Annotated in this window: 21 protein-coding genes and 6 pseudogenes; 13 read left to right on the top strand and 14 right to left on the bottom strand. The window is 32.1% G+C overall.

The features are described 5' to 3' along the window. Positions 1-75: 75 nt before the first annotated feature. Together JJC05_RS19085 and JJC05_RS17645 are read left to right on the top strand one after the other, a co-directional pair. Positions 76-183 (top strand): annotated as a pseudogene (locus tag JJC05_RS19085) (transposase-like zinc-binding domain-containing protein); the annotation flags it as partial. Between the two features lie 147 nt (positions 184-330). Further along, positions 331-966: a hypothetical protein gene (locus JJC05_RS17645; RefSeq protein WP_258929246.1), complete on the top strand. Its 636-nt coding sequence runs from the start codon at positions 331-333 to the stop codon at positions 964-966. Between the two features lie 564 nt (positions 967-1,530). Here the strand turns inward: JJC05_RS17645 and JJC05_RS14030 are convergent. From JJC05_RS14030 to JJC05_RS14000, 9 genes and pseudogenes are all read right to left on the bottom strand, one after another. Further along, entirely contained in the window at positions 1,531-2,019 is a 489-nt protein-coding gene (locus JJC05_RS14030) for a GNAT family N-acetyltransferase (protein ID WP_105196289.1), read from the bottom strand. Between the two features lie 343 nt (positions 2,020-2,362). Next, positions 2,363-3,297 (bottom strand): annotated as a pseudogene (locus JJC05_RS14025) (bifunctional 5,10-methylenetetrahydrofolate dehydrogenase/5,10-methenyltetrahydrofolate cyclohydrolase). 84 nt (positions 3,298-3,381) lie between these two features. Next, a pseudogene (gene ffh, locus JJC05_RS14020) lies at positions 3,382-4,730 on the bottom strand (signal recognition particle protein). A gap of 616 nt (positions 4,731-5,346) precedes the next feature. Continuing rightward, a pseudogene (locus JJC05_RS14015) lies at positions 5,347-7,458 on the bottom strand (prolyl oligopeptidase family serine peptidase). A 104-nt stretch (positions 7,459-7,562) separates the two neighbouring features. Continuing rightward, positions 7,563-9,317, bottom strand: a complete 1,755-nt coding sequence (locus JJC05_RS14010) for a TonB-dependent receptor (RefSeq protein ID WP_309597346.1) — start codon at positions 9,315-9,317, stop codon at positions 7,563-7,565. Beyond that, a complete protein-coding gene (locus JJC05_RS17635) occupies positions 9,296-9,523 on the bottom strand; it encodes a hypothetical protein (RefSeq protein ID WP_258929244.1) in 228 nt (75 codons plus the stop codon). The genes JJC05_RS14010 and JJC05_RS17635 overlap by 22 nt, the downstream gene beginning before the upstream one ends. Beyond that, positions 9,523-9,768, bottom strand: a complete 246-nt coding sequence (locus tag JJC05_RS17630) for a carboxypeptidase-like regulatory domain-containing protein (RefSeq protein WP_258929241.1) — start codon at positions 9,766-9,768, stop codon at positions 9,523-9,525. The genes JJC05_RS17635 and JJC05_RS17630 overlap by 1 nt, the downstream gene beginning before the upstream one ends. A gap of 41 nt (positions 9,769-9,809) precedes the next feature. Beyond that, entirely contained in the window at positions 9,810-10,163 is a 354-nt protein-coding gene (locus tag JJC05_RS14005; protein WP_235877693.1) for a hypothetical protein, read from the bottom strand. A 63-nt stretch (positions 10,164-10,226) separates the two neighbouring features. After that, positions 10,227-10,748, bottom strand: coding sequence for a DUF7935 family protein (locus tag JJC05_RS14000; RefSeq protein WP_127822824.1), 522 nt, complete (start codon positions 10,746-10,748; stop codon positions 10,227-10,229). A gap of 108 nt (positions 10,749-10,856) precedes the next feature. Between JJC05_RS14000 and JJC05_RS13995 the strand changes: the two genes are divergently transcribed. Then, positions 10,857-13,190 carry an ATP-dependent helicase gene (locus JJC05_RS13995; RefSeq protein ID WP_374226314.1) on the top strand — a complete coding sequence of 778 codons (2,334 nt, stop codon included), beginning with the start codon at positions 10,857-10,859 and terminating at the stop codon, positions 13,188-13,190. 169 nt (positions 13,191-13,359) lie between these two features. On the opposite strand, the gene JJC05_RS13990 is transcribed toward JJC05_RS13995, so the two are convergent. Continuing rightward, on the bottom strand, positions 13,360-13,941 hold the full coding sequence (locus tag JJC05_RS13990) for a non-canonical purine NTP diphosphatase (protein ID WP_235877691.1): 582 nt from the start codon (positions 13,939-13,941) through the stop codon (positions 13,360-13,362). Positions 13,942-14,922: 981 nt separating this feature from the next. Here JJC05_RS13990 and JJC05_RS17625 point away from each other — a divergent pair. The 6 genes and pseudogenes from JJC05_RS17625 (at position 14,923) to JJC05_RS13960 (ending at position 19,000) form a co-directional block, all read left to right on the top strand. Then, positions 14,923-15,309, top strand: coding sequence for a hypothetical protein (locus JJC05_RS17625; RefSeq protein ID WP_258929238.1), 387 nt, complete (start codon positions 14,923-14,925; stop codon positions 15,307-15,309). Further along, positions 15,309-15,713: pseudogene (locus JJC05_RS13980) on the top strand (DUF4280 domain-containing protein); the annotation flags it as partial. The gene JJC05_RS17625 and the pseudogene JJC05_RS13980, both read left to right, overlap by 1 nt. A gap of 18 nt (positions 15,714-15,731) precedes the next feature. Next, positions 15,732-16,235: a hypothetical protein gene (locus JJC05_RS13975; protein ID WP_235877689.1), complete on the top strand. Its 504-nt coding sequence runs from the start codon at positions 15,732-15,734 to the stop codon at positions 16,233-16,235. Next, on the top strand, positions 16,163-17,821 hold the full coding sequence (locus JJC05_RS13970; RefSeq protein ID WP_235877686.1) for a hypothetical protein: 1,659 nt from the start codon (positions 16,163-16,165) through the stop codon (positions 17,819-17,821). Before JJC05_RS13975 ends, JJC05_RS13970 begins: the two co-directional genes overlap by 73 nt. Further along, positions 17,734-18,060 (top strand): lysozyme, encoded by a 327-nt coding sequence (locus JJC05_RS13965; RefSeq protein ID WP_235878895.1) that lies wholly within the window; start codon positions 17,734-17,736, stop codon positions 18,058-18,060. Before JJC05_RS13970 ends, JJC05_RS13965 begins: the two co-directional genes overlap by 88 nt. A 13-nt stretch (positions 18,061-18,073) precedes the next feature. Continuing rightward, positions 18,074-19,000: a hypothetical protein gene (locus JJC05_RS13960; RefSeq protein ID WP_235877685.1), complete on the top strand. Its 927-nt coding sequence runs from the start codon at positions 18,074-18,076 to the stop codon at positions 18,998-19,000. A gap of 110 nt (positions 19,001-19,110) precedes the next feature. On the opposite strand, the gene JJC05_RS13955 is transcribed toward JJC05_RS13960, so the two are convergent. The 3 genes and pseudogenes from JJC05_RS13955 to JJC05_RS13945 form a co-directional block, all read right to left on the bottom strand. Continuing rightward, a complete protein-coding gene (locus JJC05_RS13955; RefSeq protein WP_235877683.1) occupies positions 19,111-21,066 on the bottom strand; it encodes an OmpA family protein in 1,956 nt (651 codons plus the stop codon). 10 nt (positions 21,067-21,076) lie between these two features. Beyond that, positions 21,077-21,992: pseudogene (locus JJC05_RS13950) on the bottom strand (PorP/SprF family type IX secretion system membrane protein). Positions 21,993-22,046: 54 nt separating this feature from the next. After that, positions 22,047-22,925, bottom strand: a complete 879-nt coding sequence (locus JJC05_RS13945; RefSeq protein WP_235877505.1) for a T9SS type B sorting domain-containing protein — start codon at positions 22,923-22,925, stop codon at positions 22,047-22,049. A gap of 226 nt (positions 22,926-23,151) precedes the next feature. Here JJC05_RS13945 and JJC05_RS13940 point away from each other — a divergent pair, with 226 nt between their 5' ends. From JJC05_RS13940 to JJC05_RS13925, 4 genes are all read left to right on the top strand, one after another. Further along, positions 23,152-23,289, top strand: coding sequence for a hypothetical protein (locus JJC05_RS13940; protein ID WP_235877681.1), 138 nt, complete (start codon positions 23,152-23,154; stop codon positions 23,287-23,289). Positions 23,290-23,457: 168 nt separating this feature from the next. Continuing rightward, positions 23,458-23,667 (top strand): hypothetical protein, encoded by a 210-nt coding sequence (locus JJC05_RS13935; RefSeq protein ID WP_235877501.1) that lies wholly within the window; start codon positions 23,458-23,460, stop codon positions 23,665-23,667. Positions 23,668-23,766: 99 nt separating this feature from the next. Then, the gene (locus JJC05_RS13930; protein WP_235877500.1) at positions 23,767-23,976 is read left to right on the top strand and encodes a hypothetical protein; all 210 of its coding nucleotides are present in this window, start codon (positions 23,767-23,769) and stop codon (positions 23,974-23,976) included. 96 nt (positions 23,977-24,072) lie between these two features. After that, complete coding sequence (locus JJC05_RS13925) at positions 24,073-24,282, top strand: hypothetical protein (RefSeq protein ID WP_235877679.1); 210 nt, start codon at positions 24,073-24,075, stop codon at positions 24,280-24,282. Here JJC05_RS13925 and JJC05_RS13920 read toward each other — a convergent pair. Continuing rightward, positions 24,248-25,270: a hypothetical protein gene (locus JJC05_RS13920; protein ID WP_235877677.1), complete on the bottom strand. Its 1,023-nt coding sequence runs from the start codon at positions 25,268-25,270 to the stop codon at positions 24,248-24,250. The two genes, JJC05_RS13925 and JJC05_RS13920, sit on opposite strands and share 35 nt — an antisense overlap. Positions 25,271-25,527: the final 257 nt, after the last annotated feature.

The raw sequence follows: 25,527 nt of genomic DNA, 5'->3' as shown, positions 1-25,527 counted from the left end.
TAAAATAGCTGTTAGCTATTGTAAAATATGATATTTCGAAGAGTTTATTGAAATTCGTTTCAATAAACTTTTTTTATTTATGAAAAACTCAAAAAAAAGCGATGTCCAACTTGTAAAAGTCTAGAAACTATAAAATGGGGAATTCAACAAAACAAACAACGATTTAAGTGTAAAAATTGTGGACAATTATTTACTAATATTAATAAATCAGTTTCAGATTCTAATAAAGAAATATGGTTCAAAAATTGGGTAATTGGCAAAGACACTTTTAATAAAATTTCACAAGAATCAGGATATGGAATAAGCACTTTACAACGTTATTTCTATAAGATGCTAAACAAATCTCCTGTCTTAGAGTTTAGTTCAACTGATGAGATATATTTAGTTCTTGATGGAACTTATTTTCCAAATGATATCTGTTTAGTTGTATATAGAAACTTTCATTTAAAGCTAACACAACTTTACAGAATAAGCAATGGAGAACATTTTGAGGAAATAGCCGAAGACTTAGAAAATCTATTAAAGCTTGGGATAACAATAAAAAGCATTACTTCTGATGGAGATAAATCTTCTATAAAAGCCATTAAAAAAGTTTGTCCAAAAGTACCCTTTCAAAGATGTTTAGTTCATATATCACGAATGTGTAGAATATGGCTTACAGCAAATCCAAAACATAAATCTGGTTTTGAACTGAAACAAATAGCTGTTAAAATTCATTATATAAACACCGAGTACAAAAAGCAATTATGGCTTATGGAACTCATAAAATGGGAAGAAACATATAGAGATTTCATTAATCAAAAATCATATAATCCCGAAACAGGAAGATATTGGTATACGCATAAAATGGTTAGAAGATCGTTTACGGTAATCAAAAAAGCATTGCCTAATATATTTTTGTATCTAAAAGATGAAAAAAAATACCCAATTCAACAAACTCATTGGAATCATTTTTCGGACACTTAAAAGGCAACTTGAATATTCATAGAGGATTAAGTTTAGCCAACAGAAAGAACTTTTTGAAATGGTATTTGTATTATAAAAACCAAATGTAAAAAGGTTTTATTTAGCCATGTTAAATTACCGATAATTAAAGAGGATAGATTTTCAGTCTATCCTCTCAAACTATCGTATAATTATCAAACTTATTGCTAGTTGGTTGCTCCTCAGCAGAGCCAACGTCCTCTTCAATTTGATAGGGGTAATATAAGCATTAAATACTAAAAAATCACCAACTATTTTTGACCACATTACCAAAAATATTAAACCCCATTTTTAGAGTAAATTTCTTAAAAATGGGGTTGAAATTTAGAAGTAATCCCATTTTAGTTCTTAAATTACCTAAATCAAAACTCACCATCTTGTCCTTTTTATCATACCATTGATAATACAACTTCTCCCTTTGATCAAAGTAACAAGTAACATATTAGATTAGGGCTTTTATTCTACATGCACAAGAAAGAATTTACTTGTCTTTTTATTTTCTTTGTCTTTTGCTCTTTATCACAAAATCTAATACGCAATCTGGGGTTAATCTATTTTTTTTTCTAATACAAAATCATCCATAACATAGTTATTTCCTATTGGTATTACTTCATCTGCAATCACTTGAAATCCTATTTTTTTATAGAAATGAAGTGCATTGTTATACTTATTAACATTTAAAAAAAGGTGTAAATTATTAGCTTCTTGTGCTCTTTTTATTATTTCATTTAACAAAAATCGTCCTAATCCTCTTCCTTGCAAATTCGGAAGTATATAAATTTTATGCAACTTTGTTTTTTTAATTTTAGAATTTATTTCATAGGAAGCAAATCCTATAAATTGATCCTTTTCTTCTAGTAATAAAAAATTTTGTTTTTTCATTTGTTTTAGTAGAGCCTCTTCATTATAAAACAAATTCAACATATATTCTATCTGTTCTACACTTAAAATTTCTTTATAAGTATCAGGCCAAATAGTATACGCTAATTTCTTTATTACACTAATTTCTTCCTTCTTTACCTCAATAATTTTCATCTTTATTTTTCTAAATATCCACAAAAAAAGAGGCTGTCCAAAAAGTAGTGGCTTATTTCTAGATTATCACTGCAACTATAGGAGAATGATATTGATTTACTTTATTTTTTTACTTCGTATTCAAGTCCCCTTTTAATTAAAATAAAAATACGCTTTTTGGACATCTTCTTATTTTTAAAATTCGATTACGCATTAAATAGGCAAACAAATTTATTACCGATTAATGACATTGAATTAAAAAAGTGTTTTATCTTTTATTTTCCTAAAAATTTTGTACGATTAAAAATATTCGCATAACGAAATCAAACAAACTTGAAAATGCTGTCTTATATAGCAGTATAAATTAAGTTTTTTGTTGTTTTTTAATTAAACACAATCTCTTTTCTAAAATATTCTTATTTTTTTCCATTTTAAATTCTCGCGCTAAAAGTGTATTTTTCAATAGCATAGCAATTGTCATAGGGCCAACTCCTCCGGGAACGGGGGTTATATAGGAGGCTTTTTTAGAAACATTTTCAAAATCTACATCTCCTTTAATTACATATCCTTTTGGATTAGTTTCATCGGGTACTCTAGTAATTCCTACATCTATAATTACAGCATCGTCTTTAATCATTTCTGCTTTTAAGAAATTGGGTACTCCTAAAGCCGAAATAATAATATCAGCTTGCGAAGTAATTTGGTTGATGTTTTTAGTGTGACTATGAGTTAGTGTAACCGTTGAATTTCCGGAAATCCTTTTCTTCCCATTAAAATACTCATAGGTCTTCCAACAATATGGCTACGACCAATAACTACCGTATGTTTTCCTTTAGTTTCTACATTATATCGTTCTAATAATTCTAAAATACCAAATGGTGTAGCGGGAATAAAGGTTGACATGTCTAATGCCATTTTTCCAAAGTTTTCAGGATGAAATCCATCTACATCTTTACTAGGATTAATCGCCATTAAAATTTTTTGAGTATCTATTTGCTCTGGTAATGGTAATTGAACAATGAAGCCATCTATTTCATCGTTTTCATTTAATTCTTTTATTTTTTTTAGCAACTCCGTTTCGGAGGTAGTACTTGGCATTTTTATCAAAGTAGATTCAAAACCTACCTTTTCACATGCTTTTACTTTACTTCCTACATAAGTTAAACTAGCACCATCATTTCCTACAATCAAAGCAGCTAAATGAGGTACTTTTTCTCCTTTTGCTCTGATTGCTTGAACTTGCAATGTTATTTCATTTTTAATGTCTTCAGAAACTTTTTTTCCGTCTAAAATTTGCATTACTAATCTTTTTGTGTGTTGTTTTATATCATTCTAAAATTTAAATTCAAATAAAAAAGGCGCGAAAATACGCACCTTTGTTTTTTATTTCATTCTCGGAAGTCCGCCTTTCATTCCTCCCATCATTTTCATTAATTGTTTACCTCCTGGACCTTGCATCATTTTCATCATCTTACTCATTTGATCAAACTGTTTTAGTAACTGATTTACCTCTTCAATTTTTCTACCTGATCCTTTTGCTATTCTATTTTTACGTTTTGTATCAATTAAAGAGGGTTTACTTCTTTCTGTTGGTGTCATGGAATAAATAATAGCTTCTATATGTTTGAAGGCATCGTCTTCAATTTCTACATCTTTTAAGGCTTTACTTGCTCCGGTATCATTCCTACTAGATCTTTCATATTCCCCATTTTCTTAACCTGTTGTATTTGAGCTAAGAAATCATCAAACCCAAATTCATTTTTTGCAATCTTACGCTGTAATTTACGAGCTTCTTCTTCATCGTATTGTGCTTGAGCGCGTTCTACTAAGGACACAACGTCTCCCATCCCTAAAATACGATCTGCCATACGTTCTGGATAAAACACGTCTATAGCATCCATTTTTTCACCTGTACCAATAAACTTAATAGGTTTATTTACTACTGATTTAATTGATATAGCAGCTCCCCCACGTGTATCACCATCTAATTTAGTAAGAACAACACCATCAAAATTTAGACGATCATTAAATGCCTTTGCTGTATTTACGGCATCTTGACCAGTCATTGAATCTACCACAAACAATGTTTCGTTAGGTGTAATTGCCTTATGAACATTGGCTATCTCTGCCATCATTTCTTCATCTACTGCTAAACGTCCTGCGGTATCGACTATAACGACGCTAAAGCCATTTGATTTAGCATATTTGATAGCATTTTGCGCAATTTCAACTGCATTTTTATTTTCTGGCTCGGAATATACTTCTACTCCTATTTGCTCACCTACTACATGCAACTGATTAATTGCTGCTGGACGATAAATATCACAAGCAACTAATAATGGTTTTTTATTTTTCTTGGTTTTTAAGAAATTTGCTAATTTGCCCGAAAAGGTGGTTTTACCTGATCCTTGTAAACCAGACATTAAAATAACAGAGAAATTTCCTGACAAATTAATACCTTGAACATCACCTCCCATTAAATCAGTTAATTCGTCTTTTACAATTTTAACTAATAATTGCCCCGGCTGTAAGGTTGTTAATACATCTTGTCCTAATGCTTTTTCTTTTACTCTTGTTGTAAAATCTTTAGCAATCTTAAAGTTAACATCGGCATCAAGTAAGGCACGACGTACCTCTTTTAAGGTATCTGCAACGTTTACTTCTGTAATTTTACCGTGTCCTTTTAATATATGGAACGCCTTATCTAACTTCTCTGATAAATTATTAAACATAATTCCTTATTTTTTAGAAGTTGCAAAGATACTATAATTAGGAATTATCTAAAATTTTTAAAAATAAATTTTAGATGTTATTTTTTTATTTATTCAAATATTCTGTATAATAAACAAAAAACAGGATAAATCATTTACAATTTTAGCCTCATAAGAGCCTTTTATCATTACAAAAGGCATATAAACCCAAATTATACTTTAAAATTTTATTGTAAAAATAAATTTGAATCTCAAAAAATGGGCTTTTTCTTGATGTAGTAAAAAATTCCCGTCTTTTTATATCTTCTTTATCTTTTTCATCTTCATGGGAAAACCTATTCTATAATACGGGACAAACAGTTATTCTTTTTATTTTTTATTAAATCGGATTTTGGATTAGACTCCGTTGTGAAATAATAACTTTGACTAAATTCGAATACTCACGAAAATTTAGAGGGCTAAAATGGGAATACAGGCTTTGAATTGAAAGAAAAATAAAGCGGAATAGATTTGCCAATTCAATTTGTTCGAGTCTAATATGGTATTTGAGTTTAAGTCATTTTGCTTTATAAAAAAACTGTTTGAACATTTCAAACAGTTTTTTTATTTTTAAATAGTTTATATGATATAAACTAATTTATTTTTTTATTCCCATATTCCATAGTGTAAATGCTTGTATATCTACATTTTCATTTATAGTAGCTGAAACTGATTTTCCTGCTCCATGTCCTGCATTTATATCTACACGTATTAAAGTAGGATTCGTTCCTGATTGCTTATCTTGAAGTTCTGCCACAAACTTAAAACTATGTGCAGGAACCACTCTATCATCATGATCTCCAGTAGTTACTAAAGTTGCGGGATATTTTACTCCTTTTTTCACATTGTGTATTGGCGAATATTTTTTAAGGTATTCAAACATTTCTTTACTATCTTCTGCTGTTCCATAATCGTATCGCCAACCTGCACCTGCTGTAAAAGTATGATAGCGTAACATATCCATCACACCAACGGCTGGTAGAGCTACTTTCATTAAATCGGGACGTTGCGTCATGGTGGCTCCTACCAACAGACCTCCATTAGATCCTCCTCGAATTGCCAAGAAATCACTAGATGTAAATTTATTTTTTATAAGGTATTCTGCTGCTGCTATAAAATCATTAAAAACATTTTGTTTTTGTAATTTAGTTCCTCCTGTATGCCATTTCTTACCATATTCTCCTCCTCCACGCAAGTTAGCTACGGCATAAATTCCACCATTTTCTAACCAAAGTGCATTTGAAACACTAAAATTAGGGGTCATACTGATGTTAAATCCTCCGTATCCATATAATATAGTTGGATTCTTACCGTTTAATTTCGTCCCTTTTTTACAGGTTATAATCATTGGTATTTTCGTTCCATCTTTAGATTTATAAAAAACTTGTTTTGATTCATACAGATCACTTTGAAAGTCTATATTCGTTTTTTGATAAATAGTTGTTTCGCCTGTTTCTGGATTTAAAGAATAAATATTATTTGGAGTATAATAATTAGAAAATGAAAAATACAATATTTTATCTTTTGGTTTTCCCACAAAACCGTTTACAGATCCTATGCCCGGGCAATTTAATTGTACGTATTAAATTACCTGAAAAATCATATTGCTTTACCATAGAAACAGCATCTTGCATGTAATGTGTAAAAATATATCCAGCTCCTACAGAGGAAGCCAACACATCTGTTGTTTCTTTTATTAAATCTTTCCAATTTTCTTGTTTTGGATTTGACAAATCAACGGTAACGATTCTTTTATTAGGTGCTTTATAATCTGTTGTTATATAAAAAACGTCGTCTTTATTTTCTATTACTTCATTATCAGAGTCAAAGTTATCTACTAAGGTTACAATTGGACTATTGTTTTTTCTTAAATCTTTTATATACAATTCATTACCGTAGGTAGAATTGGCTACTGTTATAACTAAATAATGTTGATCTCTTGTTACAAACCCTCCTACATATAATCTTTTTTTATCTAAACCAAAAACTACTTGATCGTTTTTTTGTTTAGTTCCTAATTTATGATAATATAATTTATGCTGATCTGTTTTAGCTGATAATTCACTTCCTTTCGGTTTATCATAGCTAGAATAATAAAAACCTTCATTTTTATACCGGAAACTCCACCAAATTTAACATCTATTAATTTAGTATCTATTGTTTTCTTGGTTTTTGCATCTATCGTTATTATTTCTCTCCAATCTGAACCTCCAATAGAAATTTGATAGGCAACTTTACTTCCATCTTCGGAAAAACTGATCGCGGCTAAGGATGTTGTTCCGTCTTTAGAAAATGTATTCGGATCTAAAAAGATTTCTTCTTTTCCTTGTTTGTCTTTTCTATATAAAACGGATTGATTTTGTAACCCATTATTTTTATAATAGTAGGTATAATCACCCTCTACAAATGGGGAACTAATTTTTTCATAATTCCACATTTTTTCTAACCGTTCTTTTAGTATAGAACGATAAGGAATTTGATCTAAATATTTGTAGGTGGCAGCATTTTGAGTCTTTACCCAAGCTTCTGTTTCCAAAGAGCGATCATCTTCAAGCCAACGATAAGGATCCTCTACAGATGTCCCAAAATAGGTATCAACATGTTCCTTTTTTTTTGTTTCAGGATACCCCATAGAATTCATATTTATTTTAGATTGTGCTATAGCCCCCAAACTAGTAGCTAAAACCACTGTAGTTGTTAAAACTTTCATTTTTTAATTTATTTTAAACAAAAATACATTTTCAAATGTTAGAAATACGTTAAAAAAAGCCCTCTTCAAAAAAGAGGGCTTTTTTATTTAAAAATAAATTGTTTTTAGATTTTAAAATTAATTCCTAACATAATATTTCTTCCCATATTTTGAATATTATTGTTTTTTAAACGTGATAAATGGGCTATGTATTTTTCATTTAAAATATTATTAGCTACAAGATTTGCACTAAAATTTAATTTAAAAAGAGATAAATTTCCTCCTAATCCAAAATTTAACAATGAATAAGAAGGGGTTGTCATTTCAAAAGTAGAAATATTATGTTGAGCAAAGTTGGTTTCATAATTAGCAAAAATATACCCTTCTTTAATTGTTTTATTTAAATTAAACTGAGCTTTTATGGCATTCACCCACTTATTTGCTGGTATTAATGGTAAAAATTCGTTATCCTTTTTTTTACCTATTACCATTTCAAAACTAGAAGTTATATGTAACCAATCTATTGGATGTGGGTGTAGATGTACTCCCATTTCTCCTCCATACAATGCGGCGTTAGCTTGTTCATAAGTATAAACATCTTTATCTTCTATGCGATTACCAGTTGGAGCTATATAGATATAATTTTTTATATGATTGTAAAATCCATTAGCAAATAATTCAAGATGAGAATTTCCATATTCTAAATTGAAATCCATTTGAATATTTTGTTCATTTCTTAAGTTTTCATTTCCTTTTTCATAACGATTACTTCCTTCATGAATCCCATTAGAAGTTAATTCTGCAAGATTAGGAGCTCTAAAACCGCTGGCTAGATTGATTCGCATAAGTAAATTATCCAACAAATTTGTTTTATAACCTAAAGAAGCATTAATACTGTTAAACTTTTTATCAATAGGTTTAAAATAAGCTTCTTCTCCTTCTTTTCCATGTAAAGATGTTTCTAAACTTCTTATATCAAAACGAAGTCCTGCTTGTATGGTATTTTTACTCCAACTATACATAGAAGTTGTGAGAAATCCTAAATCGTGTGTTTTGGCATTGGGAATCAAAATTTCTTCTGCTGAATTTTTATTCGTTTGGTACATTCCTTGTATACCTATAATTGTTTCTAAATGTCCTATTTTAGGAGTATAATATTTTAAATTATAATTCACTGTTTGTAGATTCATACTTAATGAAGCTATTGGCGAATTTTCAAATTCTTTTCTATTATTACTCACATATCCAACTTCTGCTTCTAATTTTGATTTTTTAAAGAACAAGATATTATTCCAACTGGCTATTTGCCCTATTACTCGTTGTTTGGGATAGTTTGTTTTTTTAGATAAACTTTGTTCTCCTAATTCTTCTGGTAGTCCTAAATCTAAGTTATTAACATTGTACCTTAATACGGATGAAAATCTAGTATTATAATAACCTAATGCCATTTTAGCATCTGTTTCATTAAAACGTGAATTGGTTACTCTTTGATCTGAACCTGTTAAATAATCGGAATGTGCATTATGAGCTCCTCGCACGGAAAACTTCCAATGTTCCGCTGAAGACTTTAATCCAAAGCCTGTGGAAATCCCTTGAGTATTAGTAAAATATTTTTGAGAAAAATCAGCGACATAAGTTCCTGATTGTGCAAATTTTTCAGGATTAAAATACAATACTCCTCCTAAAGCATCTGAACCATATAATAAAGACGCAGGTCCTTTTATTACTTCAATACTTTCGACACCACTGTCGCTCAAACCTAAGCCATGTTCTTCTCCAAATTGTTGATTTTCTAACCTTACTCCTTGTGAATATACTAAAACCCGATTACCACTTAATCCTCTGATAACAGGTTTTCCTATTGAGACTCCTGTTGACACATTTGAAATACCGGTATTGTGGCAATACTTTCCATTAAGGTTGCACCTCCTTTTTGTTGTAAGGCTTTTAATGAACTATGTTCTACTTTCATTACATTTTGGCTCTGCGCTTTATTGAATGCAGTAGAAACGATTACTTCTTCTATATGATGTGTGTGCTCTTCTAATAAAACAACATCACAAATATTTTCTTTTTTATCTAACATCACAATTGAAGTATAAGTATCATAATTTGGATGAAAAAAATAATCGAAAAAGAACCCGATGCTAATTTATCTATTTTAAAACTACCTGATTCATCCGTTACTACTTCTTTATGCAATTCAGGTATTGAAATAGAAACGCCTTTTATCAGTTCTTTATTTACATTGGTTACTTTACCTTTTAAGATATTTTGACTATATACAATAGCACTTAACCCTAAGAATAGGGTTGTAAAAATTTTTGTCATTTAAATTAAATTATTTTTACTATTATTATTTTAATATACAACTAATTAAATAGTAAAAATGGAGGAGCTCGAGTATTTTGTAGACTACCGTTGAAAAAACTTACTCTTTCAATATAACCAAACAAATAGGTCGTATTAGCGTTTATTGATAAAAAATCAATAACAGGTAATGCGGTATCTAGATAATCACTAAAAGAATAATGACAAGTAAAACAGTCATCGAAATCTTGATGACTATGTGAAACAACTGTATGTGAATGGTCATACCGATGTTTACAATGCGGTTTATTTAACTGCTCAATTAAGTGTTCAAATGAATGCAAAGACTGGAATGCTAATACAAATGAAAGCACTCCTAATAGTAAATAACTAACTATCTTTATCTTTTTATTCATTCAACGAAAATAAAAAACCTTTTTTAATAATGAAAAAGAATATTTAAAAACAAGAATTTAAAATTACAAAACTTGTCCAATTTCTCTTTTTAGATATGCAAGAGCTACAGTTGTAGGTGATTCTTGATTAGCTAACTGATTAATAATAGTCTGACGCAAATTATCGGCATCTTTTATTTCTTCTTTTTTAGCCATCTTTTGAATATTATGTATAATTGTATTCTTAGCAGTTAAGATAACATTCCAGCAATTATCTGTTAAATATATTTGTTGTGTAATATTGTGTTCCAATTCTTGCTCTATGTGATCTATTAAAAAAACAGCGTAAAGCATCTTGTCTTCATTCATTGGCGCTACACGCATTAATAATTTAGTAGGATTAATACGTTCTAAGAACAAAGCCATTCTCTCGTATGCTTGCAGTTTTAAAGGTAACGATTCTTTTTGATTTTCTTTTTGTAGTAACCAGTAACGCATATTTTGTTGATCTTTAAAATAAGCTTGAAAAAAATAATAGGCAATTCCAGCCGTTACTATAGAAGGAATTGTGTAAGCCACAACATCCAATACGTTTATCGAATTCATTTTTATAAAATACTATTTGTTAATTTATGATACGAATACAAATAAACTCAAAAAAATTATTGTAATCCAATTTTAGTAGCAGTATTTTTGACCTTTTGATTTTTGGTTATGATTCAGGAAATAATAGAAAAGCTAAATGACGCACAAAGAGCACCCGTTTTACAAAAAGAAGGTGCTATGATTGTAATTGCTGGAGCTGGTTCAGGTAAGACCCGTGTACTAACAGTTCGTATTGCCAACTTAATGAGTCAAGGAGTAGATGCTTTTAATATTTTAGCCTTAACTTTTACAAATAAAGCAGCACGCGAAATGAAAATACGTATTGCAGGCATTGTAGGAAATAATGAAGCTAAAAACCTTTGGATGGGGACTTTTCACTCCATTTTTGCAAAGATTTTGCGTATAGAATCCGAAAAATTAGGATATCCATCTAATTTTACTATTTATGATTCACAAGATTCAGTTCGTTTAATAGGGCAAATCATTAAGGAAATGCAATTAGATAAGGATATTTATAAACCCAAACAAATTTTAAGTAGGATATCCCAATACAAAAACAGTCTCGTTACCGTAAAAGCTTACTTTAACAATCCCGAATTACAAGAGGCTGATGCTATGAGTAAAAAGCCTCGATTAGGCGAAATTTATCAAAATTATGTAGAACGCTGTTTTAAATCAGGTGCTATGGATTTTGACGATTTATTATTAAAAACGAATGAGCTTTTAACTCGTTTTCCTGATGTTTTAATGAAGTATCAGGATCGTTTTCGCTATATTTTAGTAGATGAGTACCAAGATACTAACCATTCTCAATACCTAATTGTTCGTGCCCTTTCTGATCGTTTCCAAAATATTTGTGTTGTTGGAGATGACGCTCAAAGTATCTATGCTTTTAGAGGAGCTAATATCAATAATATTCTAAATTTTCAAAAAGATTATGACAATGTACAAATGTATCGTTTGGAACAAAATTATCGTTCTTCAAAAAATATAGTAGAAGCAGCAAACAATGTCATTGACAACAATAAAACCAAACTAGATAAAGTAGTATGGACTGCCAATGATAATGGTCCTAAAATAAAAGTACACAGAAGTTTAACAGATGGCGAAGAAGGGCGATTTGTAGCTTCTAGCATTTTTGAAGACAAAATGCAAAATCAAAAAAAGAATAGTGATTTCGCCATTTTATATCGTACTAATGCGCAATCACGTGCCATGGAAGACGCATTACGAAAAAGAGACATTCCTTATAGAATTTATGGCGGATTATCTTTTTATCAAAGAAAAGAAATTAAGGATGTATTAGCTTATCTGCGTCTCGTAGTAAATCCTAAAGATGAAGAAGCTTTAGTACGCGTTATTAATTATCCCGCACGAGGTATAGGAGATACTACCGTAGAAAAGTTAACAGTAGCTGCCAATTATTATAAACGTTCCATATTTGAAGTAATGGAACATGTTGATAAAATTGATTTGAAATTAAATTCAGGTACAAAACAACGAATAAACGATTTTGTAACCATGGTTAAAAGTTTTCAAGTGATAAACGAAAACCAAGATGCATTTTATCTAACTGAACATGTTACTAAAAAAACAGGATTAGTTCAAGAACTCAAAAAAGATGGTACTCCTGAAGGCATTGCCAGAATAGAAAATATTGAAGAATTACTAAATGGTATAAAAGACTTTATAGAAGGTCAAAAAGAAGTAGATGGCGCAAGAGGCGCTCTATCTGAGTTCTTAGAAGATGTAGCCTTAGCAACTGATTTGGATAATGATACTGGGGATGATGACCGCGTGGCCTTAATGACTATTCACTTGGCCAAAGGACTGGAGTTTCCTACTGTTTTCATTGTAGGAATGGAAGAAGACCTTTTTCCTAGTGCTATGAGTTTAAATACAAGAAGTGAACTAGAGGAAGAAAGACGACTTTTTTATGTAGCCTTAACACGAGCTGAACATCAAGCCTATTTAACCTATGCGCAATCAAGATACAGATGGGGTAAATTAGTTGATTCTGATCCCTCTCGTTTTATAGAAGAAATTCATTCACAATATCTAGAATTTTTATCTCCAGTAGAAACTAATTACCGATACAAACCCACTATTAACGCAGATATATTTGGAGAAGTAGATAAATCAAAACTACGCTTACAAAAACCCATTGCTGGCACACCTCCTAAAACAATAACAACGAATGAACCAACAGCTAACCCTTCTATCAGACGTTTAAAACCCCTATCTACTCCTATATCAGGTACAGAAGCCAATAATAATACAACTTTAGTAATTGGCAATATGGTTATACACGAACGATTTGGTAAGGGGCAAGTATTAAATATTGAAGGTGTAGGAGCTGATAAAAAAGCAGAAATACGTTTTGAAATTGGAGGTATTAAAAAATTATTATTACGTTTTGCTAAATTACAAATAATAGCATAAAACACTCTGTTTCAAAACGCAAAAAAACGGTTTCTAAAAAATTCTATCCTAAAGGAGAAATCACATTAATTTTAATAATCTGATTTCTCCTCATATTCAAAACAACAAACATAACATTATTATTTTCAGGATACTTTTTCCAATACGTAAATAAATCTATTAATCCCTCTCAAATATCCGATTGATTAATAAACATTATTAATTGATTAACCGCTTTTGCTCTATGACTTATTTTTGATTTATCTTCCAGTGTCATTTCCGCAAAAGTTATTTCATGTCCATCAGGTATAAAAATAGGATCATATCCAAAACCATTACTCCCTTTTTGTTCCAACGTAATAATTCCCTCTACAGTTCCTGTAAATAAATACTGTTCTCCCTCTAAGTTTAACGCTATAACCGTTTTAAAATTAGCTTTACGATTTAATTCACACGATAAAACATTTAACAACTTTTTTATATTTTTTTGATCATCTTTTTCTTCTCCAGCATATCTAGCTGAAAAAACACACGGTTCTCCGTTAAGTACTTCTACCTCTAAACCACTATCATCTGCAAAACAAGGATATCCATATTTTTCGGTAACATAATTTGCCTTAAGACGAGCATTCCCTTCAATAGTAGTGGCTGTTTCTGGAATATCATCCAAACAATTTATATCCTTTAAACTCAAAATTTCAATACTATTAGGTATCAACTTTTGAATTTCCTTAATCTTATTCTGATTATTGGATGCAAAAACTATTTTCATATCTACAATTTAAAAAAGCAAGATAATATATTTTAACAAAATGTACGGATAATCCACAATAAAATCAGTAAACAACTACCTACCTTTGGGTACGTTCTTAATCAATTAAAACAAACTAAATTTTTAAACGAATTTTCTGATGAAGTAACTGCTGATTAAATTTTGTATTATTGGGTAATTTTCTTAAATTTTTCTGTTGATTAGTAGAAGACCTACAACTTTATCTTATTTTTGTTTTTGGGAGATATACAATTATCGTTTAAAAATTTATAAAAAAACAGCCGTGTAACTATTTACAGGGCTGTTTTTAATTTACGCAAAGCCCAAATCAAAAAACAAATTTTAACATAATATACGGATAATCCGTAACCAAAATAAACTTAACTTATCTACCTTTGAATCACGTTCTTAATCAAGTAAACAAACTAAATTTTTAAACGAATTTCTGATAAAGTAACTACTGACTAAATTTTGTATTATTGGGTAATTTTCTTAAATTTTTCTGTTGATTAGTAGAAGACCTACAACTTTATCTTATTTTTGTTTTTGGGAGATATACAATTATCGTTTAAAAATTTATAAAAAAACAGCCTTGTAACTATTTACAGGGCTTTTTTAATTGATACAAGTCCTAATCAAAAACATAAATTTTAACATAATATACGGATAATCCGTAACTAAAATAAACTTAACTTATCTACCTTTGGATCACGTTCTTAATCAAATAAACAAACTAAATTTTTAAACGAACTTTAGATAAAGCAAACTACTAACTATATTTTGTATTTTTATTGGGTAATTTTTCAAAAAATGCTATTGATTAGTAGAAACACCACAACTTTGTCTTACTTATTTTGTTTTTGGGAGATATAAAATTATCGTTTAAAAATTTATATTCGGAGGTTATCTTATTATAAGATAGCCTCTTTTTTATTTGTAAACTACTCCCCTATTAACTAAACAAACTAAACCAGTCTATATATGAAAAAATATAGAGTACAAAAAGGCGACACACTCAATAGCCTAGCGGAGAAATTTGCCATAAAAGACGGAGCCAGCCTTCGCGCATTTCACAACATATATTGTCCTTTAGAAGACTTATTAGATTCAGAAGTCGTAGTAGGAAAAGAGCTTCTAATAGCAGAAGAAGCCCCTTATATAAAAGAAAAGCAAGAAAACAATGCCCCACAGAACAACGATACAAAAACAGAAGTAGCAGTATCCCAGAGTTCCAAAGAAGCAGCAAAAAAGAAACAAGTCCAAGTTCTGACTCCTCCAGCTCCACTCCACACGAAGGCAAGCACTTTGTCGTACAAAAAGGACAATGTCAGTGCAACCAAGGGTTTCAATTTCCATCCTTTAAAGTAACCAGTCATACCAAACATTATTGGAATGATTCCCAAGGCAAGTCTGATTACTTGGCCGTAACAGAAGAAGATATACAACTAAATCCAACAGCACAACCCTTTGGACAATGTAAACTAAAACCCAGCTCCGGAGGGTATTTACCCTGCTCCTTTGCAGCCGCAGGGAAATGGACTAAAACCTATGATAAAGTAAAAATTTTAGACAAAAAATGCGTCACCGAAATATCCGAGTTAATGTGCAGTACAGGCGGTAAAATTACCATTTTAAAACACGGACAAGAAAGTCAAACCAGTAAAAAGCAAGTTAAAAAAGCCAATCCACACGAACAACATCTATACAACCCCATTCTGAATTTTGAAGAATTTCAAGAAGAAATTAACAGTGATAATAATGAAATTTGGTAATAAAAAAACAGATTTATAATGAAAAAAGGGATATCCGTAATATCAGGCGTAACCTCGCCCACAGTAGGCGAAAAAATGACCTACCACATATCCGAATGGTACCCCAATACCCCCTTATCCGAAAGAGAAAAAGCCAACGTTACTTGGGAGCTATTCAAAAAAAGAAGCGATGGAAGATTTACCACCACCCATGTTAAGAAAAAAGGAGACAGCCGTTTTACCTTTGGCGAATCTTCGGCAGGAGAAACCTATCGATTAGAAGCCTATTTATACCAACCCGAAGGAGGCGGATTAATCATAACCCCCAAAGCCAGCAGAATCCCCAAAATATGTAAAGTAGACCTAACCTATGTAGACGATAGTAAAGGAAGTGTTTTTAGTTTTACAGAAAAACTACGAGCCAAAGCGCATTGTGTAAATATGTTTAACAAAGAAATCTTATTTACTTTATGGGAAGACGACGCAAAAGGCAGCGGACACATGCCTCTAACAAACTCATTGATACAAAGAAAGCAAAAGTAGATCTATATGGTAATGTTGTAGTAGACTTTATGCTAACCAAAGCCTTGATGAAGAAAGCCATGCAAGGTGAAACAGATATACGAGAACTAGAGTTTTATGTAACAGTAGAATATTACAAAAATAAAAAGCACACAACAGCAAACGTAGATATACAAAATCCATTACCTACAGAAAATAAACCCCCTTCTCAGTCTACGGGAATAAAAAAAGCCAAAGGTTCTCCAGCTGAAGAAAAACCAAAAAGCAAGAAAGAGGAAAGTGGCTTATTAAACCCTATTTCCGAAACCTTAGGCGAAATATGGGATTGGGTAGAACCCCAAGAAACTGCCCTAAGAGACAAACCCCACACCATTGAAATCCCGGAGGGAAAAAGCCCCGCTATTGTGGGGAAAACGAAAGTGGAGAAGGCTTCTACTACAGGTACAAGCTGTGGTGAAAGATATTGCATTAAAAAAGGAGACAAGAGTGAACTCATACGAGAAATTAATATTCGTTTAGCGGGTTTTGGCGGAAATGTCCCGACTGATGAATTTACAGACCGCACCGAAAAAATGATTAAACAGTTTCAACGGGATTATATGAAAGTTCCTGAGACGGGTAAGGTTTGTGGTAATGTGTTGAGGGCGATTGATGATTTTTGTAACAAATGGCATGAAAATATTTCAGAATATACTTGTCTTTGTAAAAATGTGAGATCCATAACAAATAAATGCTCTGGATTTGGTAAAGAAAGATATAAAGACCAATATAATAGTACACCACATGTCGAAAGATACCATAAATATGAAAGACCCGGCATACACAGAACTCTATTATGGGGAGTTAGCGCATTAAGATATTATCTAAGCCAACAATCAATCTATAAATACTTACACAAAACAGCAGGGTATAGATGTTGGGAACATAATAACCACGAAGGAAGGTTAACTACAAATCATATGGGTAAAGCTGTTGATATACAGTTTTCAAAAAATGGTGAACCTATTGTTGGAAAAAAATCTTCAAATCTTCCATTATTAAAAGAGATACGAGACAAATTCTATGAAAAATATCTTGATACAAAATATCAATGGGTAGATGGTAAAAACAATTTCTCTTTAGAACCTTTTGGTTTATCTAGCGGAACAACTTGGAGTTGGGTTCATATGGATGTTAGAGAATTTGAGAATAAATTTTTAGAAGACATCTATTTTATCAAGACTCAAAATCTAGTCATTGGAAAACCAATAATTCAATTGGCACAAGAACTTGGTTATCTAAACGTTTGTATATGTAATAGTTCTGGTTTTAAACCACAAGAGAAGAAGAGTGAGGAAAATAAAAATAGAAGAGTTGACCCCAAAACTTTAAAAACATCTGACAAAGGGATAAATTTTATAAAAGATTGGGAATCATTTAAATCAAATTTATATAATGATGATTCAGATGAACATCACTGTACAATTGGATACGGCCATTTAGTTCACAGAGGTCCCTGTAATGGAAATGAATCTGAAGAATTCAAAAAGGTATTACAAAAGAAAAAGCCTCAGAATTATTTAAGCTTAGATTACCAGAATTTGAAAAAGCTGTTCAACGTGATGTAACAGTTCCTTTATACCAATATGAATTCGACGCTTTAGTGAGTTTTTTATTTAACTGTGGTGAAAACTTTTTTGTAAAAAAGAAAGCACCAAAACTTCACAAACATCTTCTAAACAAAGAATATGAAAACGCTGCTGAAGAAATGCTGGATGTGACTAGCGGAGGTCTTTCTGGCCTTGTTAAAAGAAGAAAAGCAGAAAATAATATGTTCTTAAATAATATATATAATTCAACCCATTAAAATAATGAATATAATGAAAAAATTATCACTTATTGCTTTCATAGGTTTTATTTTTCTTAATTGTAAAGAAATATCAAAGAAAACCGAAAATATAGTACTAGATAGCAAACGAAATAACGAGATTCAAACTGAAAGTTCATATTCAAATCGTCATCAGAAAAATGACGAAGTTAATAACAAGATTAATGATAAATACTGGAATTATTACAATGTTTCTGAATCATCAATCTCAGGAACATCTAAAAAAGGCAAATTAAATGTAATAGAAAAATTCAAAAATATAAAAATAGAAATTGATGATAAAAATTTAAAAGTTGGCAATTTATGTTCTTTTGAATATTACAAAGCAGAAAAAAAACCAATCAAGTATTATCAAAGCGATAAAACAGTCAAATTATATGAAACTATTTTTTCAAAAAATGGTTTAAAACTAGGAGATAAAATAACTGTTTATCAATCATTATATCCTGAAAAATCATGTGACAATCCGTGGGATGAAATCTTAATAATTGATAATACTTTAGTTATTGTGTATGATGACTATCTCGTTTTTTTAAAAAAAGGAAACAATTCAGCTAAAACAGATTGTTTCTCTAAAGCAAAAATCACACCCCTCCCCATTACAAAGAAAACAATTGACGGAAATGATGTGTGGCATCAATTAGATTGTAATATTGCAAATTTAGAAACAAAAGACTATTTAAGATTACCTAATATAAACGATATAAAGGTTTTTATTATAGGAAATTTTAATTATGACGATTTTACCTATACTCTAATAACATTGAAAAACAATAAGGTTGTCACAAACAAGACAATCGGTTTCTCCGAAACTGACGATTATAATAATGTTACAAAAATAGTATCATTTAATGTTAGTAATGATTACATCATAAATCTTGATACCAAAGTCAAAAAGGAAGTAGTTGGAAAATTATAAAAAAGAAAAATTCTCAATTGACACTAATGGTAAGCTAATTATAAAAAACAACTAATTTTGAAAAGAGGCTGCCCAAAAGGACAGCCTCTTTTAATTAAGTTCTGATTATATTACATTTTTACGATAATAAACTCACTTCTTCTGTTTGCTTGATGTTGTTCTTCTGTACAAGAAGATTGGTTCGTTGGTTCACATCCACAATCATTTACTAATTGTGATTCTCCGTAACCACGACCTGTTAATCGTTCTTTGGCTATGCCATTTTTAACCAGCCATGCTACTGTTTCTTTGGCTCTACGGTCTGATAACTTAGCATTATATGAGGCTGTTTGACGACAATCTGTATGTGATCTAACATCTACTTTCATACTAGGATATTGTTTCATCACTTCTAAAATCTTAGCTAATTCTACTGCTGCATCGGAACGTATAAATGATTTATCTAAATCAAAATAAATAATTTTTATTTCAAATATTTTTGCTAAATCAGAGCCTTCTTTTATTTCTCGTACTTTTTTAGCGGTATCAATAGGTAGATTTGTTTTGCCTGTTTTATTTGGAATATTTACTGGTTTTTCTTTGGTTTCATAATCTTCTTTTTCTGCTCTAACATAATATTTTTTACCAGCTGGAACTTTTTTGAAATCATAAAATCCTTTCTCATCTGCAATAACTTTTCCTATTTCATTAAATTTTTCATCATATAATGTTACAGTTGCTCTCGGAATTACTTCTGAGGTTTCTGAATTAGTAACGACTCCTGATAGCTCGTGTTGAATTTCTAAATTTAATGGTGATTTTTCTATGAAGCTATAAATATCATCTAATCCTTTACCTCCTACTCGATTGGATGAAAAGAAGCCTTTGCCTTTTTCATCTATGATAAAGGCAAAATCATCCATGGGACCATTTACTGGGGATCCTATATTTATTAAATTGGACACCATTCCTTTATCGTCTAGTTGGGTAGCATAAATATCTAGTCCTCCTAATCCTTGCTGACCATCAGTGGCATAATATAACACGCCTTTATCTGTAATAAAAGGAAAGGTTTCTCTTGATTCTGTATTGATGGTATTGCCTAAGTTAACAGGTGTTCCGTAGCTGTTTTCTCCTAAAATAGCAACCTTGAACAAATCAGATTCTCCGTATGTTCCCGGCATATTGGAGGCAAAATATAATGTCTTTTCATCAGGAGATAAGGCAGGATGCGCTACACTGTATTGATCGCTATTAAAGGGTAATTCTACTACATTTACCCACTCTCCTTTTGAATTTAAACTAGCTCGATAGATTTTTAAATTGATGATTTTTTTATCATCTCTTCCTACTTTTCCTTCATTAAAATTATTGCGGGTAAAGTAAACTGTTTTTAAATCTTTTGTAAAAACAGGAGAATCTTCGTGGTACTTTGAATTGATTGCTTTAGAAAAACGAGTAGCTTTAAGAAGGTCGTCTCCTATTTCATTTTTATCGGCAACATACAGATTGGTAAATGATTTACCTGTCCATTTTGCTTTTGTTTTAAATACTCCAATAGTATCTCTTGTTGAGGCAAAAAGAACTTTATCTCCATAAAATGCTGTACCATAATCCGAAGAACTACCGTTAATACTCACTGGTTTTATCTCAAAACGACCTGAATTTTTTGCAATAGTGTTTTTATAATCTTTTTGATTATTAAATATATTCGCTCGGGTATCCTTTGATGTTAATTGATAAAACTGATTCATATACGCATCTGATTTTTTATAATCTTCTAATGATTTAAGCGTTTGTGAATAGCGATAATAGTACTCAGGATCTACCGTTTCACCTAAAGTAAACAGTTCAGTATACCACTTATTTGCATCAACGAATTTAGCATTGTAATAATACGAATCACCTAAGCGTTGAAATAACTCTTTTGATTTGTATCCTTTTTGAGCTACTTTTAAGTAGGTATCAATTGCATCGACGTATGCTAAACCATTATAGTGATTACCGGCTCTTATGATTTTTTTCGCTTGTGCATATCCTCCATGCAAAGACAATCCTAGTACAGTAAATAAAATGATTTTTTTCATAATAATAGTTTTAGAAGAAACGTGGGGCTACCACTTTTTCTACTCGTTTAAACAATTCATAACGTAAAAATACTTCGTGTGAACCAGAATTAAAATTCCCTAATCTGGTAACATCTCGATCATAGGCGTATCCTATTAGCCAAGAGTCGTTAATCTGAAATCCTGCCATGGCACTCCATGCAGCACTCCAACGATAGGCCGCTCCCAATGAAAATTTTTCATTAAACCAAAAATTACCTGATAAATCAACTTGTAATGGAGCTCCGTTTACATATTTTATCATAGTTGTTGGCTTAAACTGCACTTCACTACTTAAACGAAATACATGACCCGCTATTAAGTGTGGGTGCATACGCTCACTTGCTACGTATTGCACGTCATTATCGTAATATTTTTGCTCCAATATAAAGGGAATTGATAAGCCTACATAGGTCTTCTCTGAATACCAAAATGCTCCAGCTCCTACGTTAGGAAAAAAACGATTATCTACATTTTGTCTTATCAAACCATCCGACACATTATGAATGTTAGTTTTGTTAAAATCAACACTAAAGAAATTTGCCGTCCCTTTTATTCCAAAAGACAATTTTGATCCCTCTGAAACTGGAATATTATAACTTAAATCTACCGATATCGCATTTTCATCGGAAGGCCCTATTTTGTCATTTATTACACTTACTCCTAATCCCATTTTATTGTTAATTCCTAAAGGTGTACTTAAGGCTAACGTATTGGTCTTAGGGGCTCCTTCTAAACCTACCCATTGGGAACGGTGCATTATTAAAGCACTAAAACATCCTCTAGTTCCTGCATAACCTCGGATTTACATTAGCAGTGTTGTACATATATTGAGTATACTGTGCTTCTTGTTGAGCAAAAATAACTCCGCTCATTAAAAGTAGTAAATATATAATTTTGTTTTTCATATCATTTTCTTTTTTTAAATACCCTCCGCCTCAAGACGGAGGAATATTAATTCTCTATCTATTGATATATAAATAACCTGCTTTTTCTTTCGTTACACCACTTGTGTTTTCATATTTAAGCATATAATAATATGTCCCTTCTGGCAATTGTGTTGATTTTTCAATCGTAACTCTTCCTGATGATATGCCTCGGAATGCGCGATCGTTATTGTTATAACTTGTTGCCTCGTACACTAATACTCCCCAACGGTTGTAAACTTCTACTGAATTATTAGGAAATTTATCTATTCCGTCTATAAAGAATATTTCATTATCACCATCTCCATTAGGTGTCATGTGGTTGTAAATAACAAGTTCCTCATTGTTTGACGGATTAACCGTTACTGTTACAGTGGCAGTATCGCAAATACCAGGTTTAATTACTAAGCACGCATTATATGTGAAACTGTAAGTACCTGCTGGCGTTCCTATTGGAACTATTACCTCTCCTGTAGCTGCATTTAGATACGGCACTGGAGATTTTGATGGTACAGTAATTATTGGCTGGGCAAAAGTACTTTGGGTTAATACCACATTATTAATTGTTGCAGAACCTTTACTTGTAGCATCATTTACTAAAACATTCCCTACTACAGAACCTGAACCTCCATTTGTTGTAACAAATTTATCATCGTTTGCATCAACCTTAACTGAAACCTCTATAGTAACTGTTTGCGTAACACAATTTGGAACTAAAGCCCCATTCTCACAAACAGTATAAGTAAAAGTATACGTATTATTATCAACTGTATCATCTACTGTAATTGTTCCATTAGAATTAAGTATCATCCCCTGTGGTAATCCTGTTGTTGTGACTGTTACCTGACCTACTCCTGTTCCTATGGTAGATGATAATGGCTTTCCATTAAATGTATCATCACTATAAATAGACACTGTTCCTGTAGTACCTGATACTATTAACTCTTTATCAGGCCCTCCTAAAACTATTGGGTTTTTAACTTCTACTATAGCAATTGCGGTATCGCAGTTTGCTGGTGTGGCTCCTGTTTCACAAATTGTATAAGGAATCCTGTAAGTACCACTTGGGGTACTCGGCTGGATAGTTACATTACCATCTACATCAATACGAATAGAACCTGTTGTAACAGGGGTTACATCTGTGTTGGCGGTGGTTACTGCAACGCCATTTAATGTATCGAATCCGTTTCCGTTATTCGCTAAAACGCTTCCTGCTGGGGTGCTCGTGGTAGCAGAAGTAGCTACAGTACCTAAGTTATCGTTTTTAGCAACTAATTGATTTTTAACTTCAACAATTACTTCAGCTGTTTTACAGTTTGCTGGTGTAGCTCCTGTTTCACAAATTGTATAAGGAATCGTGTAAGTACCACTTGGGGTACTCGGCTGGATAGTTACATTACCATCTACATCGATACGAATAGAACCTGTTGTAACAGGGGTTACATCTGTGTTGGCAGTGGTTACTGCAACGCCATTTAACGTATCGACTCCGTTTCCATTATTCGCTAAAACGCTTCCTGCTGGGGTACTCGTGGTAGCAGAAGTAGCTACAGTACCTAAGTTATCGTTTTTAGCAACTAATTCATTTTTAACTTCAACAATTACTTCAGCTGTTTTACAGTTTGCTGGTGTAGCTCCTGTTTCACAAATTGTATAAGGAATCGTGTAAGTACCACTTGGGGTACTCGGCTGGATAGTTACATTACCATCTACATCGATACGAATAGAACCTGTTGTAACAGGGGTTACATCTGTATTGGCTGTCGTTACAGCAACACCATTTAATGTATCGGCTCCGTTTCCATTATTATTCGCTAAAACGCTTCCTGCTGGGGTACTCGTGGTAGCAGAAGTAGCTACAGTACCTAAGTTATCGTTTTTAGCAACTAATTCATTTTTAACTTCAACAATTACTTCAGCTGTTTTACAGTTTGCTGGTGTGGCTCCTGTTTCACAAATTGTATAAGGAATCGTGTAAGTACCACTTGGGGTACTGGGTTGGATAGTTACATTACCATCTACATCGATACGAATAGAACCTGTTGTAACAGGGGTTACATCTGTGTTGGCGGTGGTTACTGCAACGCCATTTAATGTATCGAATCCGCTTCCATTATTCGCTAAAACGCTTCCTGCGGCAGTAGTTGCTGTGGCTGAGGTAGCAATCGTACCTAAATTATCATCTTTAGCTATTAAATCGTTTTTAACTTCTACAGTTATATTGGCTGTTTTACAGTTTACTGGTGCAGCTCCTGTTTCACAAATTGTATAAGGAATCGTGTAAGTACCACTTGGGGTACTGGTTGGATAGTTACATTACCATCTACATCGATACGAATAGAACCTGTTGTAACAGGGGTTACATCTGTGTTGGCTGTCGTTACAGCAACACCATTTAATGTATCGAATCCGCTTCCATTATTCGCTAAAACGCTTCCTGCGGCAGTAGTTGCTGTGGCTGAGGTAGCAATCGTACCTAAATTATCATCTTTAGCTATTAAATCGTTTTTAACTTCTACTATAGCAATGGCTCTATCGCAGTTTGCTGGGTTAGCTCCGTTCTCACAGATTTGATACTCTACTTGGTATGTGCCACTTGGTGTGGTAGACCCTACAGTAATCGTACCATCTGTATTTAATGTTAAGCCTACTGGAATGTTTACACCTGTTAGACTTACTTGACCTACTGCTGCACCTATCGTAACGTTTGATCCGTTTAACTTATCGTTTAACGTTACATTTGGGGTATTACCTCCTGAGGCAACAGTTACTTTGGCATCGTCTACTGCATCAATAGTGTTTTTAACTTCTACAGTTATATTGGCTGTTTTACAGTTTACTGGTATGGCTCCTGTTTCACAAATTGTGTAAGGAATCGTGTAAGTACCACTTGGGGTACTCGGCTGGATAGTTACATTGCCATCTACATCGATACGAATAGAACCTGTTGTAACAGGGGTTACATCTGTGTTGGCGGTGGTTACTGCAACGCCATTTAACGTATCGACTCCGTTTCCATTATTCGCTAAAACGCTTCCTGCGGCAGTAGTTGCTGTAGTTGAGGTAGCAATCGTACCTAAATTATCATCTTTAGCTATTAAATCGTTTTTAACTTCTACTATAGCAATGGCTCTATCGCAGTTTGCTGGGTTAGCTCCGTTCTCACAGATTTGATACTCTACTTGGTATGTGCCACTTGGTGTGGTAGACCCTACAGTAATCGTACCATCTGTATTTAGTGTTAAGCCTCCTCGGAACATTTACACCTGTTAGACTTACTTGACCTACTGCTGCACCTATCGTAACGTTTGATCCGTTTAACTTATCGTTTAACGTTACATTTAGGGTATTACCTCCTGAAGCAACAGTTACTTTGGCATCGTCTACTGCATCAATAGTGTTTTTAACTTCTACAGTTATATTGGCTGTTTTACAGTTTACTGGTATGGCTCCTGTTTCACAAATTGTGTAAGGAATCGTGTAAGTACCACTTGGGGTACTCGGTTGGATAGTTACA

This window comes from Flavobacterium davisii, assembly GCF_019565505.1.
Taxonomy (GTDB): domain Bacteria; phylum Bacteroidota; class Bacteroidia; order Flavobacteriales; family Flavobacteriaceae; genus Flavobacterium; species Flavobacterium davisii.
The sequence above is the reverse complement of the archived record's forward strand: the minus strand, read 5'-3'. Positions and strand labels throughout refer to the sequence as shown.